Source organism: Enterococcus sp. AZ080 (assembly GCF_051714945.1).
GTDB lineage: Bacteria > Bacillota > Bacilli > Lactobacillales > Enterococcaceae > Enterococcus_B > Enterococcus_B pernyi.
This window is the reverse complement of the sequence record NZ_JBIOSV010000001.1, coordinates 2,872,079-2,890,697: the sequence shown is the minus strand read 5'-3', so window position 1 is coordinate 2,890,697 and position 18,619 is coordinate 2,872,079. Positions and strand designations below refer to the sequence as shown.

The following is an 18,619-nucleotide window of genomic DNA, read 5'->3' as shown; positions in this document are numbered from 1 at the left end:
CGTTTTCTTTCTGGAAATTTCGTGAAAAACAGGCGTTTTTATTGTAATAAAAAAAACATAAAAAGGTGTTAGACAAATATACAAAACATCTATATAATGTATAAAGATTGTGTAATCATTATCAAATTGAAAAAACGATCAACTATTAATAATTTATATAGATGAAAAATAAGGAGCGGATATTCAATGACAAAGCAAAATATTGTCGTTGTGGGTGCTGGTTATGCGGGTGTTTCAGCTACAAAACACTTAGCGAAGAAACTGAAAAAAGAAGACGTAACAATCACATTGATTGATCGTCATTCGTACCACACGATGATGACAGAACTTCACGAAGTTGCAGGCGGACGTGTGGAACCAGAGGCGATCCAGTACGATTTACAACGATTATTTGCAAGACAAAAAAATGTAGATCTAGTGACTGATACAGTAATTGGTATCGACAAAGAGAAAAAAATCGTCAAAACCAAATTAGGCGCTTATCCATTCGATCAATTGATTTTAGGTATAGGTGGTGAACCAAATGATTTTGGTACACCGGGTGTTAAAGAAAATGGCTTTACTCTTTGGTCATTTGAAGATTCCGTTAAGATCCGTAAGCACATTGAGAAAACAGTCGAAAAAGCAGCATTAGAACCAGACGAAAAATTGCGTAAGGCAATGTTAACGTTTGTTGTATGTGGTTCTGGATTTACGGGAATCGAAATGATCGGTGAGTTAGTGGATTGGAAAGATCGTTTAGCCAAAGACTACAAACTAGATGCAAATGAGATTACACTAATGGTTGTTGAAGCAATGCCAACGATTTTGAATATGTTGGATCGTAATGATGCAGCCAAAGCAGAACGTTATTTAAACAAAAAGAATGTTGAGCTATTGTTGAATGCGCCAATCGTTGAAGTCGCTCCTGACCATATCAAATTAAAAGACGGTCGTGAAGTGCCTACGCATACCTTGATTTGGACAGCAGGTGTTAAAGGAACAACCGATGCGGCTGATTTCGGATTAGAGACTGCACGTGGCCAACGTTTAGTAGCAAACGAATATATGCAAGCAAAAGGCTATGAAGAACAAAATATCTACATCATTGGTGATTTAGTGTATTACGAAGAATTCCCTAATACACCAACACCACAAATCGTTCAAGCCGCAGAACAAACCGGTCATACAGCTGCAGCGAATATCGTGGCTTCGATCAAAGGTGGCGAGAAACATAAATTTAAAGGGAACTACCAAGGATTTATGGTTTCTGTCGGCGCCAAATGGGGTGTAGCGAACTTATTTGACAAGATCCATTTAAGTGGCTTTTTAGCAATTATCATGAAGCATATCGTCAACTTGAAATATTTCTTTGATATCCGTTCAGGTTATTATATGTTCCAATATATGATGCACGAATTCTTCCATATCAAAGATGATCGCAATGTGACTCGTGGACATTCTTCTCGTTACGGCAATGTTTTATGGAGCGTCCCATTACGAATCTTCTACGGTCTTGTTTGGTTAGTTGAAGCTTCTAAGAAAATGATTGGTAACGGTGAAGTATTAAAACCAAGTACTTGGTTTGGTGAAGGTTCATGGTTTACTGGTAACAGTGTGTTCCCTTGGACTTGGGAATACAATGTAGCAGATGTAGCAAGTGGTGCTTCAGCAGCAGGTGATGCAACAACAGCTGCGAGCGGTGCAGGTGTAACAACTGGAGAAGCAGCAACACAAGCGGCACATTTTGGCTTGAGCTACGCATATGGTGAAGAACCAATGGCAGTGATCGATAAATCACCAGACTGGTTCAACAGCATCATGCAAGTCATCATGCCAAATAACGATGTAGCGATGTTCTTCCAAAAATTCATGGTCTTCTTTGAAATCGCGTTAGCGTTAGCATTGATTGCCGGTTTATTCACTTGGTTATGTAGTGCAACAACGATTGTTTTAGTTATCACATTCTGTATTTCTGGTATGTTCTACTGGGTAAACATCTGGTTCATCTTTGTGGCGTTTGCCTTGATGAATGGTTCAGGTCGTGCGATCGGTTTGGATCGTTGGGTGATTCCTTGGTTACAGAAAACACTCGGTAATTGGTGGTACGGGAAACCAAAGGCACGTTACGGCGAATAGAGAAAGTTAACAATTCAAATAATCCAAATGATTTTAGCAACTAAAATCATGATATGAGAAGAAATAAGGAGGAGCTTGGGGTGTGCAAACATTCCAAGCTCATCTTTTTCTTAAATAGGTTCGTATAAAGATGATGAATCGCTCAAATCCTTGAATTAGCTGTGTTGTGCCTCTCATTCACAACCTTCGTTATTCATGGTAAAATTGGAGCAATCAAACGAGGAGAAAAAGGGAGTGAGTACTTGAAAGAATTTATTCAAAAAAGTTTATTAAAACCTTGGGATATCATCATTATTCTTTTGTTAGTCATGCTCTCATTCTTGCCGGTTGTCATCTTTAGTTATCAACAAGTGGATGCAACACCAAATAAAGAAGCAGTGCTACGAGTCGATGGAACAGAAATCAAAACGTTTCCGTTGGTAACTGAAACCAAAGCTTATACCTATTTATACGAAGATGATCATGGCGAAAAAAACGTGATCGAGATCGATGGGGAACGAATTCGGATCAAAGAAGCAGACTGCGACGACCAGATTTGCGTTCGCCGAGGATGGGCAACGAATAATGGTGAAACAATCGTTTGTTTGCCTCACAAATTAGTGATCGAAGTGCGATCAACAGACGGGAGTGGGGAAGACAGTCTGATTTATTAGACGGTTCACGTCATGAGTAAATTACAAAAAATGATCTATATATCTTTATTAGTTGCCCAAGGTGTGATCATCGGTTTATTGGAAAATATGATTCCTTATCCTTTCGCTTTTGCGCCAGGTGCAAAACTAGGATTGGCTAATTTGATTACGATTGTGGCAATTTTTACAATGAAAAAACGAGATAGCTTCTTATTACTTTGGTTGCGTTTATTTTTGACCACGTTATTAGGCGGCACGATTTCGACGTTTCTTTATAGTATGAGTGGTGCGTTGTTGAGTTATGTAGGGATGTTGATAGTCAAAAAACTGGGTCCTAAAAGGGTTAGCATTATTGGCATCAGCGCGACAGGTGGATTTATGCATAATGTCGGTCAGTTATTGACCGCGTCATTTATCGCTCAATCATGGACAGTCATGCTCTACTTACCGATTTTGTCATTCCTAGGTATTCTATCAGGATTGGCCATAGGGATAGCTGCTAATTATCTGCTGAAACATGTGAGAACACTTCAGCGTTTCCAAGCAGACTATGATCGACAGACCAATAGTCAATGGCAATCGGTATTTCTGAAAAAATAAGCGTTATACAAGGAGTTTTTTTATGAAGTTACATCAAATGTGGGTGGACTATCCAACGATCCAAGTGGAATTGAACCAAACACTAAAAAAAATGGAAAGTGTTGTTCGGCTGAAAAACAAACCAGTAGAAGAAGCGATAAAAGAAACGATTCATGCAGGTGGGAAGTTACTGCGTCCGGCGTATCAACTATTATTTGCTCAATTTGGCCCGGAGCAAGATCGCGATAAAGCCATTTCGTTGGCAGCATCTATTGAGATGCTACACATTGCGACGTTGATCCATGATGATATCGTTGATGAAGCTGACTTACGCAGAGGACAGCCAAACTTACGTAGCCGTTTTGGCAATAGTGTCGCTGTTTATGCCGGAGATTATTTATTTGTTTGTTGTTTTAAACTCTTGTCCGAATATACTTCTTCCTTAAAGAGTATGCAATTAAATGCAAGAAGTATGGAAAAAGTATTGAATGGCGAGCTCGGGCAAATGGATGATAGATACAATACCCAGTTGACGGTTGAAGAATACTTACAGAATATTTCTGGTAAAACCGCTGAACTTTTTCAACTGAGTTGTTTTGTAGGTGCATACGAAAGTGGCACAAGCGAACGTTTTGCAAAAAAAGCTGGGGATATCGGGTTAGCGATCGGTATGGCGTTTCAAATCATTGATGACATTTTAGATTATACAAAACAGAGCGAAGACATCGGCAAGCCTGTATTGGAAGACATTCGTCAAGGGGTGTATTCTTTACCTTTGATCTATGCGTTACAAACAGACAAAAAAGCAGAATTACTTGAATATTTGTCCAAAGAAAAACAAATGACACAAGCAGAAGCTGAGAAGGTTCAACAATTAGTTATTGAGGCACAAGGGGTCGAAAGCGCCCAGAAGTTGGCAGAATCCTATACGAAACAAGCATTAAAAGAAATCAAAAAATTGCCAAATACCTCGGTACAAACAAAAGAAACATTAGAGACTTTGACGTCATTGATCCTAAGACGGGCAGACTAAGTTATATAAAAATGTGGTTGTGACAGAAGTGTTCAGCTCCGAGAAATAAGCGTGAAACCCAGAAAATTGTTCTTCAAATTTTTGGGGTTTCACGCTTATTTCTGAAGGGGTTGCTTCTGGAACACCGTTTATTCGGTTCTAGGAGATGCAAGGTCACTAATGTCCCAGGCTCATTTTTTTCTTTGCACAGAAAAAGTGGTTTTGCACCTTCTGAAAGAAAGAGGTATGCTAAATAATAGGTATCGCATGGTGACTGATTTCCATTTAGTAGTTCCATACGTATCAGTAGTTTGTTGCTCTTAAAAACATGAACCATCAATAGAATGGACATGGGTCGTTTATCGAACAGGGGCTTACATCGTTTTATTTATGGACGTAAGTACATAAAGTGACGGAGGAAGAATAAAGGAGGGAAATCAAAGCACATAAGAAATAATACATAATATTGAGTGAACCATGGACAAAACAAGTAGTTAAAACATTCATTTTTTTGTTTATTCTGACAATCAGTATCGTTAACATTTTGGGGGAAATGTCGCTGAATGACAAGAATAAATGAGTCAATAAAAACCAGTGAAAGCCTTATGCAGTCCTGACTGATAAGGAAATCACTGGTTTTTTTATTTTTTATCTTCCAAGGCTCGGGCTAGTTTGTGGTCGATTGTTTCGCGAGTGGCTATCTTGTTTTAGATGATTGTTTTCTGTTTGGCGATGTGCATGATTGATCCTATCTTTCAATGTAAATTTCTGAGTCTCAGGTGAAATCTTTTTTTGTAATGATTGGGTCTGCACCTTATGATTAGCCTTCCCAACTTCTTTGTCTGTGTGATCGCGTTTTTGGGAAGGCTCCTCTTTATCCATTCCATTTACCAATGTTTTTGCATCAAACTTTATTTTTGGCTGTCGATTTGCATAAGGTTCTTTAGAGATATCTTTATGTGTTTCATTGAACTTACGATTCGCTTCCTTAACAGCATTTACCACTTCTTTTTTTGTTCGGTCACGTATTTCAGGGAGTGGCGCATCTTTTTCATTCCTTTTAGTATCACTAGGAATTGTTTCGTAGATCGGTTCAGCAGAGTCTGTGTATCGTTCGACAAGTTTATCTACTTGTTTTGGCGACAACTTGTCGATTTTATCAAGTAATTCTTGCGCTCTTTTTTCATTATTTTTGATGCCAGCTGTTAGTTCCCTATATTTTTTTGAAGATGTGGAATGATCACTAAGCTGTTCTCTTTTTTCCTTTAGCTCTTGGATTCTAGCTACTGTATTCATCAGGCTTTTTGTCAGTTGTTTGATTTCTGTAGCAGGACTTTTTGGTAGATGCTTACTTAATTTCCTAGAACGCTGTTTCATCTTTTCTACTGACATAATATTTTCTTTACGATTATCCATAATTAGTTCCTCATCTCTCATCTTTGTTACATAAACAAAAATAGCATTTTAATCTTCGTGTTTGATATCGATAATTTCTAAGTAAGGAAAATTAGTGTAAGCATTTGTTGCTCTTGAAATACGAGCGAGAAAGCAACGAGGAGGAAAGCTTGTTTGATAGCAGAAAAAGGATATTGATCATTTTTTGATCAATATCCTAGATTATTTTTTTTAGTGTGAAGTTGTTTTACTTTGAAAGAGCAGGATTAGTTTTTGGTCGATTGTTCAGTGTTGGATTTGCTTTTTCTTGGGCGTTCACTTTGACCTGTTCCTGTGCGTTAGCTAACTTCTCGGTCAATGACGGTTTCAGAATTCCTTTAACAGGCTCTCCGTTTATAATTTTAATTTGATCAATCAATAATTTTTTTTGGTTCATTAATTTTTCGTTATTTTTCCGACCAAATAAATTCATGATTCTGCCAACTAACCTCTTCTTTCTTTTTTGGAAAGTAGCTAGTTTTTTTTCCGTTTGATGCAACTTTTTCTCAGCTTTATCTAGCGTAAGTTTTTGACTCCTAGTATCCTTAATTGGTTTTTTTTTGATTTCGATTGTTTTCTCTCTTTTATCATATGACTTTGAAGATATATTTTTATGAGATTCGTTGAATCTAACATTAGCAGATTTAACAGCCGACTGAATTTCTTCTTTTGATCGAGCCCTTTTTAATGTGATTGGGACATCGATCTCTTCCTTCCTTTTTTCCTAACTTCAGGAATGGTTTCATAGATTGGTTCATTCATGATTTTTTCATTGCTCTTCGTGACGCTTTTGTCTTGAGTGAAATGGTTATCTATGTATTTTTCCAATCTATCCGCATGTGCGGGTGAAATATTTTCGATTCTTCTATATAAAACATGAATTCTTTTCCTATGATTTTTGATAGCATCTGTCAGTTCCTGATATTTTTTTGAAGATTTTGAAGAATCTCCAAGCTCCTTTCGTTGTGCCTTGAATTTTTCGATCATATTCTCAGAGTCGATAATTTGATTCGAGAGGTGAGTGATCGTTGTTTTCCCCTCATTGTTTAATTTGGGTTTATATTGCTTGTTCTTAGCCATATCTATCTCCTTCTCTTATTGTTATATATAAATAAACATAACATCTTTTTATTGCTAATTAGTGTCAATAATTTCTATTAAGGAAAATTTTTGATATAAATGATGAGATAATAAAACGTTGTAAAATTGAAATTGAAGCAGGTGGACTGATCGAATGGCAGAGCTTTTTCATTATAATTTTATGTCTCTTTTTGTAATGAAATAAAGTATATAAAATAACTAAATATATGGATTTGTTGAACCACTTTAGCTAGAAAATCTTTATCTGTGTGGGCGATGATCATGATCTGCTAAAACTCGGTGATTGTGTTCGATCTCCACGCAGTTTTTGATTTTTCATTTATGGTTCTTTTTTATTATGAGCGTCAGTTACTTGTTCTTTAAATGTTGGTTTTAGGATACCTTTTTGTGGTTTTTTTTTGCGGTTGTTCGAATTTGTTTATCAAATCAGTTTTTTTTCCTTTAAACTTTGGATTTTTTTCTCTGAAAGCATTCGCAATCAGACCGAAAATATTTTTTGCGTTTGTGGTACTTTTGCAATTTGGCCTCAATTTTCTGCACATTTTTTTAGTTTCTTGAATAAACTTCTTATGTTCGGCTGTTCTCTCTTTCTATGAGAGGGTTTTACCTGTGTCTATTCTTAGCTTTTTGTTCATTTTAGGTTCAGGAGATAAGTTGCGGTAAGATTGATTGAACTTTTCATTGGCCTTTGCTACTTTGATTGCAGAGATTTCTTTAGGTGTTAATGGACACGCGACTTTGCCATAAGGGGAATCAGCAAATTTTGTTTCTAACTTCGTTGCAGTCTTTGAATCAATCGTCTCCAGTTGACGGTAAAGATTGTCTGCTTGTTTTCGATGAAGTTGGATGCCTTCAGTATATATAGCGAATTCTTCTTTTACGTTAGGGTTGCTAACGAGACCATCTCTTTCTTTTGCAAGCGCCTGTATTGTTTTCTCTGTATTTATGATCTTTCTGTTAGGTTATCGATTTTTTCTGTTCGTTTTTCCTGTTGCTGTACGAGTGATTGCCGAGGCGTAGAAAGCTTTTGTGCGACAGACTGACGAGGTTCAGATGTTACTTGAGAAACGGATTGTCGTCTCGGCGACTGATCGACAGATTCTCGGCGAACACTTTTCGTTTGCTGGCGTTCTTGTTCTTTTAGGACAAGCTTCATTGCGCGATGACTGTAGATGTTATTTCGATTATTACTTAGTTCTTTATTTGCGTTATTGAGTTTGGTTGTTGCCTTGTTATATTCATCCGGATTGGCTGTTCTGCTAGAAAGTTTTTTTACTTCACTTTTAATTTCCCTGATTTGTTCATTTAACTCTCTGTCTTTTTCGGTTAAACGCTCAATTTTCTGGTCAATTTGTTTAGCAGATAACTGGATATTTTCAGCTGTGATCGATGCTGTTTGTTGTGAGAATTTTTTTACAACATCTAATTGTCTACTGATTCTCTGAAAAACGTTGTCAGAAAGATTCGGTGCTTTTAAATTTATAGTTAACGATTGTTCTTTGATCAATATGTGTAATCTCAAGCGAGATAAGCTTTCTTGACCGATTGCTTGTGGATTTAGAACACCATCTCTGATGGCTGTATTTAAAAATCTTGTCACCTCTATATTTTTTTTAGGTTTCTCCATTGTTTCTCCTTAATTATCTTTATTAATATATAAAAAAAATATCATTTTTCAACTCGTGGTATGTACCGATTATTTCTATAATGTGTAAATTTTTAGTATTGATCTTTTCTAAAAGGTGTTATTTTGGATTGATTTGCAGAGCAGAGGTGACTTTCGTTCATGTTATGGATTAAATCACTCAAATGGATTGTTTTGTTTATTTAAAACAATCTTTTTTTGTTTTTGGAAAAAAATTGTTCCCAGCAAGAAAAATTCCATGCTATATTCTGGATTAAAGAACGCTATGAATAAAGGAGAGCAGCTGTGAGAAAACAATATACATCAGAATTAACGCAATTAACGGTGATTGAGATCGTAACAAAACTAAGTGAGAAGAAAAGAAATTTTTCATTTCGTGATATTGAAGAAGAGTATCAGCAACCTTTGTCTGCGGCAGATAAATTTTTGATCCGCTGTTTGATTGTAAAAAAATTCAACTTGAAGATCGAATATTTTTCTTCTTCTAAAGCGAATCAATTACAATTTTGCAAAATTTGAAAATAGTCCATTGAGGCTGGGATGACCCAGTAAGAGATCGCTGAATCTAATGTGGAAATAAAAAATGTTGTAATTCAATACAAAAGAATTCAATCATTTTTTTATGCGTTATGATACAAACAGAACGACAGCAAAACAAAAAAGGGGGCGTTAAATGGAAGAGGGTTCTGTATAGGAAGAAGTGGAGAAAGCAATCGTTGGTCTTCAATAGATAAGCTTATAAATGACTTAGAAGTAGTAAATAGAGGAAACAACACACATAGAACATCACTTGATTGCCGAAAACTATTTCGGGGAAAAATAGTTGCTCGGTCTCAGTTGCTTGACGACGTGCATCACAGATTGCGACAGCGCATCTAGATAAAAGCGTAGGCAAATGTTATCAGGTGTCCGTTAGTATTGACAGGCAGTAGTTTGATTGTTCTACTGCTACTGACAATAGCACATAGTACTATCCTATTAAAAAAGGATATCGAACATAGAACTAAAACATAGAACAAACATAGAACAAACATAGAAATTAGATGTAGACTCAAAAGTAAAATAAAACACATAATGTAGTACCTCAAACATAGAATCAAGCACATAGTAGAAAAATATAGTACATCGTAAAGAAGCTTGCATGTTTTCTCGTGACATCAAGCTTATGAAAAATAAAGCGAGCATGACAAACCCACCATTGATAAAAAAGAGGCTAGGAAACGAACTAGCCTCTTTTTGCTGATGGTAGCCCATCGATTTCTGTTAAGCTGACTTCACCAGAGAGTAGTTGGAAGCGCTGGTTTGGCGTATCTACGATCAGTTCTCCTTTTGGACCGATTGCCTGGGCAATTCCTTGATAAGATTTTCCTTGTCGGGTAAAGCTGACAGACTTACCTAGGACAAATGACCGTTCTGTGTAAAGATCAAAATAGGTGTGCGAATGGTCGGCTAAATACCTAAAGAAATGTTTCCAAATCGCGCAGATCAATTGATTTCTAGTCATCGATGCTTCACCATCAGGAAACAAGGAGGTCGCTTTTTGCTGGATCTCATCAGGAAATTGCGTGTGAGGGATCGAAAAATTCAAGCCCACACCAATAATCACCGAACGAATTTCACCACTTTCCATATCGCTTACCGCTTCAGATAAAATTCCACATACCTTTTTCCCTTCAAGGTAGATATCGTTGACCCATTTGATCATGGCATGTTTTCCTGTCGTTTCTTGAATCGCTTTGACACATGCACTGGCAGCAATCAACGTATATTGTGGCAATTCCTCAAAATGCTTTTGTGGATGCAATAATAAGCTCATGTAGATTCCTTGACTTGGTTGAGCGAAAAAGGAACGTCCAAAACGTCCATGGGCTTGTTCTTGTGTATCCGCGATAAATAAACTAGGTTTCGTAGTATCCATATTAGATGCCGATTTAGCATCTTTCATCGTCGATTCCGATTGTGATAAAACGTTCACTTGAACGTCAAAAGAAGATAATGCTTGGGAAATCTCTACAGGATCCAATACATCGGAGGGGAGATAACGATACCCTTTCGCTTGATGTTCAAAGCGAAAACCTTCTTTTTCTAATTCTTTGATGGCTTTCCAAATACTCGTTCGGGAGACATTCAGTTGTTGGGCGATTTTTTCACCGGATAGAAATGTCGGAGTATTTTTTAAAAGGTGTAGTACCTTGGCTTTTGTCGTCATCGATCAAGCTCCTTTCTACTATTTATATATTAGCAGATTTACGATCGAATGAGGACAGCGCGTCATACTTTTTGTTTGAGTCGCTATAAAGACGAAAAGATTTTGTGAGGAAGAGTCACTCAATTAGGAATGGACGAAATTGGAACAAAAAAGAAAGATTAAGAAACAATTACGAAAATTTACAGGAAACGCCAGGAAGTGTTGACTTTTACGTTTAAACAGTGTATTATATGAAGTTGCAAAAACTATCTGATGAAGCGAAGGCAGAAACGAAATATTGTCCGTTTCGGCTTTAATATAAGGAAACAAAAGTAGAAGCTCACGTAGGCAAGTACTCAAGAGAACGTTCTATTTTTGGTTTTTTTTTGCCTAAAAGCCGCAAAAAATGTCTGTTGTTACCTAAATATAATATTTTTAATATTATTGTAACAATTGATCGGGTAGTCTTTTTGAATGACATTTTAGAGGGGTGAAGAGCTTGGCTGGACACGTAGTAAAATACGGAAAACATCGCGAACGTAGAAGTTTCGCACGAATCAGTGAAGTGTTGGAATTACCAAATTTGATCGAAATTCAAACAGACTCGTACCAATGGTTCTTGGATGAAGGACTAAGAGAAATGTTTGAAGATATTTTGCCAATCGATGACTTCAATGGCAATCTTTCTTTGGAATTTGTAGATTATGAATTGAAAGAACCAAAGTACACAGTAGCAGAAGCACGCGCACATGACGCAAATTACTCTGCACCATTACATGTGACTTTACGTTTAACAAACCGTGAAACAGGCGAAATCAAAGCTCAAGAAGTATTCTTCGGTGATTTCCCATTGATGACAGAGCAAGGTACATTCATCATCAACGGTGCGGAACGTGTTATCGTTTCCCAATTAGTCCGTTCACCAGGTGTTTACTTCCATGGGAAAGTAGACAAAAACGGTAAAGAAGGATTCGGTTCCACTGTGATCCCTAACCGTGGTGCATGGTTAGAAATGGAAACTGATGCAAAAGACATCTCTTATGTACGTATCGACCGCACACGTAAGATTCCATTGACTGTGTTAGTTCGTGCATTAGGTTTCGGTTCAGATGACACGATTTTTGAAATCTTTGGGGATAGTGAAACATTACGTAACACGATTGAAAAAGATTTACACAAAAATGCAAGTGATTCTAGAACAGAAGAAGGATTAAAAGATATCTACGAGCGTCTTCGCCCAGGCGAACCAAAAACAGCAGATAGTTCACGTAACTTGCTGAATGCCCGCTTCTTTGATCCAAAACGTTACGACTTAGCAAATGTTGGTCGTTACAAAGTAAACAAAAAATTAGACTTGAAAACACGTCTATTGAACTTAACGTTAGCTGAAACGTTGGTTGATCCTGAAACAGGCGAGATCATTGTTGAAAAAGGAACAGCTTTGACCCATCAAGTGATGGAAACATTAGCACCGTTCATCGACAATGGTTTGAACTCAGTGACTTACTACCCAACAGAAGATGGCGTAGTCACTGATCCAATGACTGTCCAAGTTATCAAAGTCTTTTCACCAAAAGACCCAGAACGTGAAGTCAACGTGATCGGTAACGGCTACCCAGACACAACAGTGAAAACTGTTCGTCCAGCGGATATCGTTGCTTCAATGAGCTACTTCTTGAACTTGATGGAAGGCATCGGCAACGTGGACGATATCGACCACTTAGGAAATCGTCGTATCCGTTCTGTCGGAGAACTTTTACAAAATCAATTCCGTATCGGATTAGCACGTATGGAACGTGTTGTACGTGAAAGAATGTCGATCCAAGATACAGAAACATTGACACCACAACAATTGATCAACATCCGTCCAGTTGTCGCAAGTATCAAAGAATTCTTTGGTTCTTCACAATTGTCTCAGTTCATGGACCAAACAAATCCATTGGGCGAATTGACACACAAACGTCGTCTTTCTGCCTTAGGACCTGGTGGTTTGACTCGTGACCGTGCCGGCTATGAAGTACGTGACGTTCACTACTCCCACTATGGCCGTATGTGTCCGATCGAAACGCCTGAGGGACCAAATATCGGGTTGATCAATAGTTTATCTAGTTACGCGAAAGTAAACAAATTTGGTTTTATCGAAACGCCGTATCGTCGTGTTGATCGTGAAACTGGCCGTGTGACAGAACAAATCGATTACTTGACAGCAGACATCGAGGACCATTATATCGTTGCCCAAGCAAACAGTAAGTTGAATGATGACGGTACATTTGCTGAAGAAATCGTCATGGCTCGTGCCCAAAGTGAAAACTTAGAAGTATCGATCGATAAAGTCGATTATATGGACGTTTCACCGAAACAAGTAGTTGCGGTAGCGACAGCATGTATTCCTTTCTTGGAAAACGATGACTCCAACCGTGCCTTGATGGGTGCCAACATGCAGCGTCAAGCAGTGCCATTGATCAATCCACAAGCACCTTGGGTTGGTACTGGTATGGAATATAAATCAGCTCATGACTCAGGAGCTGCGTTACTATGTAAACACGATGGTGTAGTTGAATTTGTTGATGCTTCTGAGATCCGCGTACGTCGTGACAATGGCGCATTAGACAAATATTCAGTAACAAAATTCCGTCGTTCAAACTCTGGAACAAGTTACAACCAACGCCCAATCGTTCATTTAGGTGAGAAAGTCGAAAAAGGGGATACCTTGGCAGACGGCCCATCAATGGAACAAGGTGAAATGGCTCTAGGACAAAACGTCTTAGTCGGTTTCATGACTTGGGAAGGATACAACTACGAAGATGCGATCATCATGAGTCGTCGTCTTGTCAAAGACGATGTGTACACATCGATCCATATTGAAGAATATGAATCAGAAGCTCGTGATACAAAATTAGGACCTGAAGAAATCACTCGCGAAATCCCGAACGTCGGTGAAGACGCATTGAAAGACTTAGACGAAATGGGGATCATTCGTATTGGGGCGGAAGTCCAAGACGGTGACCTATTAGTCGGTAAAGTAACACCAAAAGGGGTAACTGAACTTTCAGCAGAAGAACGTTTATTGCATGCGATCTTCGGTGAAAAAGCACGTGAAGTACGTGATACTTCTCTACGTGTACCGCATGGTGGAGGCGGGATCGTTCACGATGTGAAGATCTTTACTCGTGAAGCTGGCGATGAATTATCACCAGGTGTCAACATGTTAGTTCGTGTGTATATCGTTCAAAAACGTAAAATTCATGAAGGGGATAAAATGGCCGGACGTCACGGTAATAAAGGGGTTGTTTCCCGTATTATGCCGGAAGAAGATATGCCATTCTTACCTGATGGAACACCGATCGACATCATGTTGAACCCACTAGGGGTACCATCACGTATGAACATCGGACAAGTATTGGAATTGCATTTAGGGATGGCTGCGCGTCAATTAGGCATCCACGTAGCAACACCAGTATTTGATGGTGCAAGTGATGAAGACGTATGGGAAACAGTTCGTGAAGCTGGTATGGCTAGCGATGCGAAAACTGTTCTTTATGACGGACGTACAGGTGAACCATTTGACGGACGTGTGTCTGTCGGTGTGATGTACATGATCAAACTTGCTCACATGGTTGACGATAAGTTACATGCACGTTCAATTGGACCTTACTCACTAGTTACGCAACAACCATTAGGTGGTAAAGCGCAATTTGGTGGACAACGTTTTGGGGAAATGGAAGTTTGGGCACTGGAAGCATACGGTGCGGCTTATACCTTACAAGAAATCTTGACATACAAATCAGATGACGTAGTCGGACGTGTGAAAACATACGAAGCAATCGTCAAAGGTGAACCAATTCCAAAACCAGGTGTACCTGAATCCTTCCGCGTATTAGTCAAAGAATTACAATCACTAGGATTAGACATGCGTGTCCTAGATATCCAAGACAGCGAGATCGAACTTCGCGACATGGATGACGAAGACGATGATTTGATCACAGTGGATGCTTTGACAAAATTCGCTGAACAACAAACAGCAAAAGAACTAGAAAAACAAGCTGCTGAACAAGTCGAAGATGAAAGACAAGATATCATCCAAAACTTTGAAACCGCAGAAGATAATTTAGACTAATCCGGTCTGAGATACTGTGAGGCGGTCGAAGATCAGCCGCCTTACGGTTTTGCCATTAAACGAAATGGAGGGAACCCCTTTTGATCGATGTAAATAAATTCGAAAGTATGCAAATAGGTTTGGCTTCTCCCGAAAAAATCAGAAGCTGGTCTTACGGTGAAGTAAAAAAACCTGAGACGATTAACTATCGTACCTTAAAACCTGAGCGCGAAGGGTTGTTCTGTGAGCGGATTTTTGGTCCTACAAAAGACTGGGAATGTGCCTGCGGAAAATACAAACGTATCCGTTATAAAGGAATCGTTTGTGATCGCTGTGGTGTGGAAGTGACTCGTTCAAAAGTTCGTCGTGAACGTATGGGTCATATCGAATTAGCAGCACCTGTTTCACATATCTGGTATTTCAAAGGTATTCCTTCTCGTATGGGTCTTGTATTAGACATGAGCCCACGCGCATTAGAAGAAATCATTTACTTTGCCTCATATGTTGTTATTGAACCAGGAAACACAAGCTTAGAGAAAAAACAATTGTTGACTGAACGCGAATACCGCGAAAAACGTGAACAATATGGCCAAGAATTCCAAGCAGCAATGGGCGCGGAAGCAATCAAACAATTACTTGATAACGTTGATTTGGATGGCGAAGCGGCTGAATTGAAAGAAGAGTTGAAATCTGCACAAGGACAAAAACGTACACGCGCGATCCGTCGTTTGGACATTTTAGAAGCATTCCGTGCTTCTGGCAATGAACCAAGCTGGATGGTCATGGACGTTATCCCTGTCATCCCACCAGATCTACGACCAATGGTCCAATTAGAAGGTGGACGTTTTGCAACAAGTGACTTGAACGATCTATATCGTCGTGTGATCAACCGTAACAATCGTTTGAAACGTTTGTTAGACTTGAATGCACCAGGAATCATCGTTCAAAATGAAAAACGGATGTTACAAGAAGCGGTAGATGCGTTGATCGATAACGGTCGTCGTGGCCGTCCTGTCACAGGACCAGGTAACCGCCCATTGAAATCTCTTTCTCATATGTTGAAAGGGAAACAAGGTCGTTTCCGTCAAAACTTACTTGGTAAACGTGTCGACTACTCTGGTCGTTCAGTTATCGTCGTAGGTCCTTTCTTGAAAATGTACCAATGTGGATTACCAAAAGAAATGGCGATCGAATTGTTCAAACCATTCGTGATGCGCGAATTAGTTCAACGTGAACTTGCTTCAAACATCAAAAATGCGAAACGCAAAATCGAACGTCAAGAAGATGAAGTTTGGGATGTCTTAGAAGACGTCATCAAAGAACATCCAGTTCTATTGAACCGGGCACCTACGCTTCACAGATTAGGTATCCAAGCATTTGAACCAGTTCTTGTCCAAGGTCGTGCGATCCGTTTGCATCCATTGGTATGTGAAGCTTATAATGCCGATTTCGATGGAGACCAAATGGCCGTTCACGTACCGTTGAACGAAGAAGCACAAGCAGAAGCACGTATGCTGATGTTAGCTGCTCAAAACATCTTGAATCCAAAAGATGGTAAACCAGTTGTTACACCTTCTCAGGATATGGTTTTAGGAAACTACTACCTAACAATGGAAGAAGAAGGTCGTGAAGGCGAAGGAATGGTCTTTAGAGACCAAAACGAAGCAGTCATCGCATGGCGTAATGGCTACGTTCATTTACATTCACGTATTGGTGTGAACCCAACGACATTAGGGGACAAACCATTTACAGAATGGCAAAAAGAACGCACGATGATCACGACTGTCGGTAAGATCATCTTTAACGAGATCATGCCACCAGAATTCCCTTACTTGAATGAGCCAACTGACTTCAACTTGACTGTCCAAACACCGGACAAATACTTTGTTGAAGCTGGAACAGATATTCCTGCTCACATCAAAGAACAAGAACTAGTTTTACCATTCAAGAAGAAAAACTTAGGAAACATCATCGCCGAAGTCTTCAAACGTTTCAAAGTAACTGAAACATCTAAGATGCTTGACCGTATGAAAGACTTAGGATACAAACATTCAACACATGCAGGTATCACTGTAGGGATCGCCGACATCAGTGTCTTGAATGAAAAACAAGTGATCATTGACGAAGCACATAAACAAGTAGAGTCGATCACGAAGCAATTCCGTCGTGGATTGATCACTGATGACGAGCGTTATGAACGAGTAATCGCTGTTTGGAACGCTGCGAAAGACAGCATCCAACAAAAACTGATGGAAGGTTTGGAAGCGAAAAACCCAATCTTCATGATGTCAGATTCTGGTGCCCGTGGTAACATCTCCAACTTTACTCAGCTTGCTGGTATGCGTGGATTGATGGCCGCACCGAATGGACGTATCATGGAATTGCCGATCATTTCGAACTTCCGCGAAGGACTTTCTGTCTTGGAAATGTTTATCTCAACTCACGGGGCTCGTAAAGGAATGACCGATACAGCCTTGAAGACAGCCGATTCTGGTTACTTGACACGTCGTTTAGTTGACGTTGCCCAAGATGTCATCATTCGTGAAGAAGATTGTGGCACTGACCGCGGTCTTGAGATCCAAGCAATCCGTGAAGGAAATGAAATCATCGAATCTCTTGAAGATCGTTTGATTGGACGTTACACACGTAAAGAAGTTCGTCATCCTGAAACCAACGAAATGATCATTGCCGGAAATCAATTGATCTCTGAAGATGTCGCAAAACAAATCGTTGATGCAGGTGTTGAAACTGTAACGATCCGTTCTGTCTTCACATGTAACACAAAACATGGTGTCTGCAAACATTGTTACGGACGTAACTTGGCAACTGGTTCTGACGTTGAAGTCGGAGAAGCAGTTGGTACGATCGCCGCTCAATCAATCGGTGAACCAGGTACTCAGTTAACAATGCGTACGTTCCATACGGGTGGGGTTGCCGGAGATGATATCACTCAAGGTCTTCCTCGTGTCCAAGAAATCTTTGAAGCACGTAATCCGAAAGGGCAAGCAGTGATTACTGAAGTAACAGGGGATGTCATCGATATCTCTGAAGATCCTGCTACACGTACCAAAGAAGTAACAATCAAAGGGAAAACAGATACACGTACGTATACAGTGCCTTATACTGCACGTATGAAAGTCGCTGAAGGCGATATGATCCATCGTGGTGCACCATTGACAGAAGGATCAATCGATCCGAAACAATTGTTGCAAGTACGTGACGTTCTATCTGTTGAAAACTATCTATTACGTGAAGTACAACGCGTTTACCGTATGCAAGGGGTAGAAATCGGCGACAAACATATCGAAGTAATGGTTCGCCAAATGCTTCGTAAAGTGCGCGTCATGGACCCAGGCGATACAGAAATCTTGCCAGGTACACTGTTAGATATCGCAGACTTCAAAGACCAAAACTACAATACGTTAGTTGCTGGTGGCGTTCCTGCGACATCTCGTCCAGTCTTGCTAGGTATCACAAAAGCATCATTAGAAACAAACAGCTTCTTATCAGCTGCATCCTTCCAAGAAACAACTCGTGTCTTGACTGATGCTGCGATCCGAGGCAAAAAAGATCCACTTCTTGGTTTGAAAGAAAATGTTATCATCGGTAAGATCATTCCAGCTGGTACTGGTATGCCACGTTACCGCAACATGGAACCAAAAGAAGTTGGCGTTGCAAGTGAAAACGTGTATAGTATTTCTGACATCGAAGCACAAATGGCTGCCGAAGATGCAATGAATGAACAAACACGATAAACCATGAGTTCACATAAAGAAGGTCAAGTTCCTGTTTGAGGGACTTGACCTTTTTTTTG

Annotated in this window: 12 protein-coding genes; 7 read left to right on the top strand and 5 right to left on the bottom strand. The window is 39.3% G+C overall.

From position 1 onward, the window contains the following. Nucleotides 1-186: 186 nt before the first annotated feature. The 4 genes from IGK01_RS13645 (at nucleotide 187) to IGK01_RS13630 (ending at nucleotide 4,362) form a co-directional block, all read left to right on the top strand. The gene (locus IGK01_RS13645) at nucleotides 187-2,118 is read left to right on the top strand and encodes an NAD(P)/FAD-dependent oxidoreductase (RefSeq protein ID WP_438840827.1); all 1,932 of its coding nucleotides are present in this window, start codon (nucleotides 187-189) and stop codon (nucleotides 2,116-2,118) included. 242 nt (nucleotides 2,119-2,360) lie between these two features. Further along, nucleotides 2,361-2,771 (top strand): NusG domain II-containing protein, encoded by a 411-nt coding sequence (locus tag IGK01_RS13640; RefSeq protein ID WP_409173670.1) that lies wholly within the window; start codon nucleotides 2,361-2,363, stop codon nucleotides 2,769-2,771. Between the two features lie 12 nt (nucleotides 2,772-2,783). Beyond that, nucleotides 2,784-3,350, top strand: a complete 567-nt coding sequence (locus IGK01_RS13635) for a Gx transporter family protein (protein ID WP_438748900.1) — start codon at nucleotides 2,784-2,786, stop codon at nucleotides 3,348-3,350. Between the two features lie 22 nt (nucleotides 3,351-3,372). Continuing rightward, nucleotides 3,373-4,362: a polyprenyl synthetase family protein gene (locus IGK01_RS13630; protein WP_066026509.1), complete on the top strand. Its 990-nt coding sequence runs from the start codon at nucleotides 3,373-3,375 to the stop codon at nucleotides 4,360-4,362. Nucleotides 4,363-4,989: 627 nt separating this feature from the next. On the opposite strand, the gene IGK01_RS13625 is transcribed toward IGK01_RS13630, so the two are convergent. From IGK01_RS13625 to IGK01_RS13610, 4 genes are all read right to left on the bottom strand, one after another. Beyond that, on the bottom strand, nucleotides 4,990-5,757 hold the full coding sequence (locus tag IGK01_RS13625) for a hypothetical protein (RefSeq protein ID WP_438840826.1): 768 nt from the start codon (nucleotides 5,755-5,757) through the stop codon (nucleotides 4,990-4,992). A 226-nt stretch (nucleotides 5,758-5,983) separates the two neighbouring features. Next, on the bottom strand, nucleotides 5,984-6,208 hold the full coding sequence (locus tag IGK01_RS13620; RefSeq protein ID WP_438840825.1) for a hypothetical protein: 225 nt from the start codon (nucleotides 6,206-6,208) through the stop codon (nucleotides 5,984-5,986). A gap of 251 nt (nucleotides 6,209-6,459) precedes the next feature. Continuing rightward, nucleotides 6,460-6,855 carry a hypothetical protein gene (locus tag IGK01_RS13615; RefSeq protein ID WP_438840824.1) on the bottom strand — a complete coding sequence of 132 codons (396 nt, stop codon included), beginning with the start codon at nucleotides 6,853-6,855 and terminating at the stop codon, nucleotides 6,460-6,462. 964 nt (nucleotides 6,856-7,819) lie between these two features. Beyond that, nucleotides 7,820-8,503, bottom strand: coding sequence for a hypothetical protein (locus tag IGK01_RS13610; RefSeq protein WP_409173668.1), 684 nt, complete (start codon nucleotides 8,501-8,503; stop codon nucleotides 7,820-7,822). A 303-nt stretch (nucleotides 8,504-8,806) separates the two neighbouring features. Here IGK01_RS13610 and IGK01_RS13605 point away from each other — a divergent pair, with 303 nt between their 5' ends. Then, entirely contained in the window at nucleotides 8,807-9,040 is a 234-nt protein-coding gene (locus IGK01_RS13605; protein WP_019722524.1) for a hypothetical protein, read from the top strand. 706 nt (nucleotides 9,041-9,746) lie between these two features. Here the strand turns inward: IGK01_RS13605 and IGK01_RS13600 are convergent. Further along, the gene (locus tag IGK01_RS13600; RefSeq protein WP_062805956.1) at nucleotides 9,747-10,730 is read right to left on the bottom strand and encodes a biotin--[acetyl-CoA-carboxylase] ligase; all 984 of its coding nucleotides are present in this window, start codon (nucleotides 10,728-10,730) and stop codon (nucleotides 9,747-9,749) included. A gap of 478 nt (nucleotides 10,731-11,208) precedes the next feature. On the opposite strand from IGK01_RS13600, the gene rpoB reads away from it, so the two are divergent. Both rpoB and rpoC read left to right on the top strand, forming a co-directional pair. Beyond that, complete coding sequence (gene rpoB / locus IGK01_RS13595) at nucleotides 11,209-14,826, top strand: DNA-directed RNA polymerase subunit beta (RefSeq protein ID WP_010733925.1); 3,618 nt, start codon at nucleotides 11,209-11,211, stop codon at nucleotides 14,824-14,826. 80 nt (nucleotides 14,827-14,906) lie between these two features. Next, entirely contained in the window at nucleotides 14,907-18,560 is a 3,654-nt protein-coding gene (rpoC, locus tag IGK01_RS13590) for a DNA-directed RNA polymerase subunit beta' (protein ID WP_023520562.1), read from the top strand. Nucleotides 18,561-18,619: the final 59 nt, after the last annotated feature.

Excerpts from the sequence above, each read along its gene's own strand:
- IGK01_RS13645 (WP_438840827.1), top strand. The coding sequence starts at position 187 with ATGACAAAGCAAAATATTGTCGTTGTGGGTGCTGGTTATGCGGGTGTT.
- IGK01_RS13635 (WP_438748900.1), top strand. The coding sequence starts at position 2,784 with ATGAGTAAATTACAAAAAATGATCTATATATCTTTATTAGTTGCCCAA.
- IGK01_RS13630 (WP_066026509.1), top strand. The coding sequence starts at position 3,373 with ATGAAGTTACATCAAATGTGGGTGGACTATCCAACGATCCAAGTGGAA.
- IGK01_RS13625 (WP_438840826.1), bottom strand. The coding sequence starts at position 5,757 with ATGGATAATCGTAAAGAAAATATTATGTCAGTAGAAAAGATGAAACAG.
- IGK01_RS13620 (WP_438840825.1), bottom strand. The coding sequence starts at position 6,208 with ATGAATTTATTTGGTCGGAAAAATAACGAAAAATTAATGAACCAAAAA.
- IGK01_RS13615 (WP_438840824.1), bottom strand. The coding sequence starts at position 6,855 with ATGGCTAAGAACAAGCAATATAAACCCAAATTAAACAATGAGGGGAAA.
- IGK01_RS13610 (WP_409173668.1), bottom strand. The coding sequence starts at position 8,503 with ATGGAGAAACCTAAAAAAAATATAGAGGTGACAAGATTTTTAAATACA.
- IGK01_RS13600 (WP_062805956.1), bottom strand. The coding sequence starts at position 10,730 with ATGACGACAAAAGCCAAGGTACTACACCTTTTAAAAAATACTCCGACA.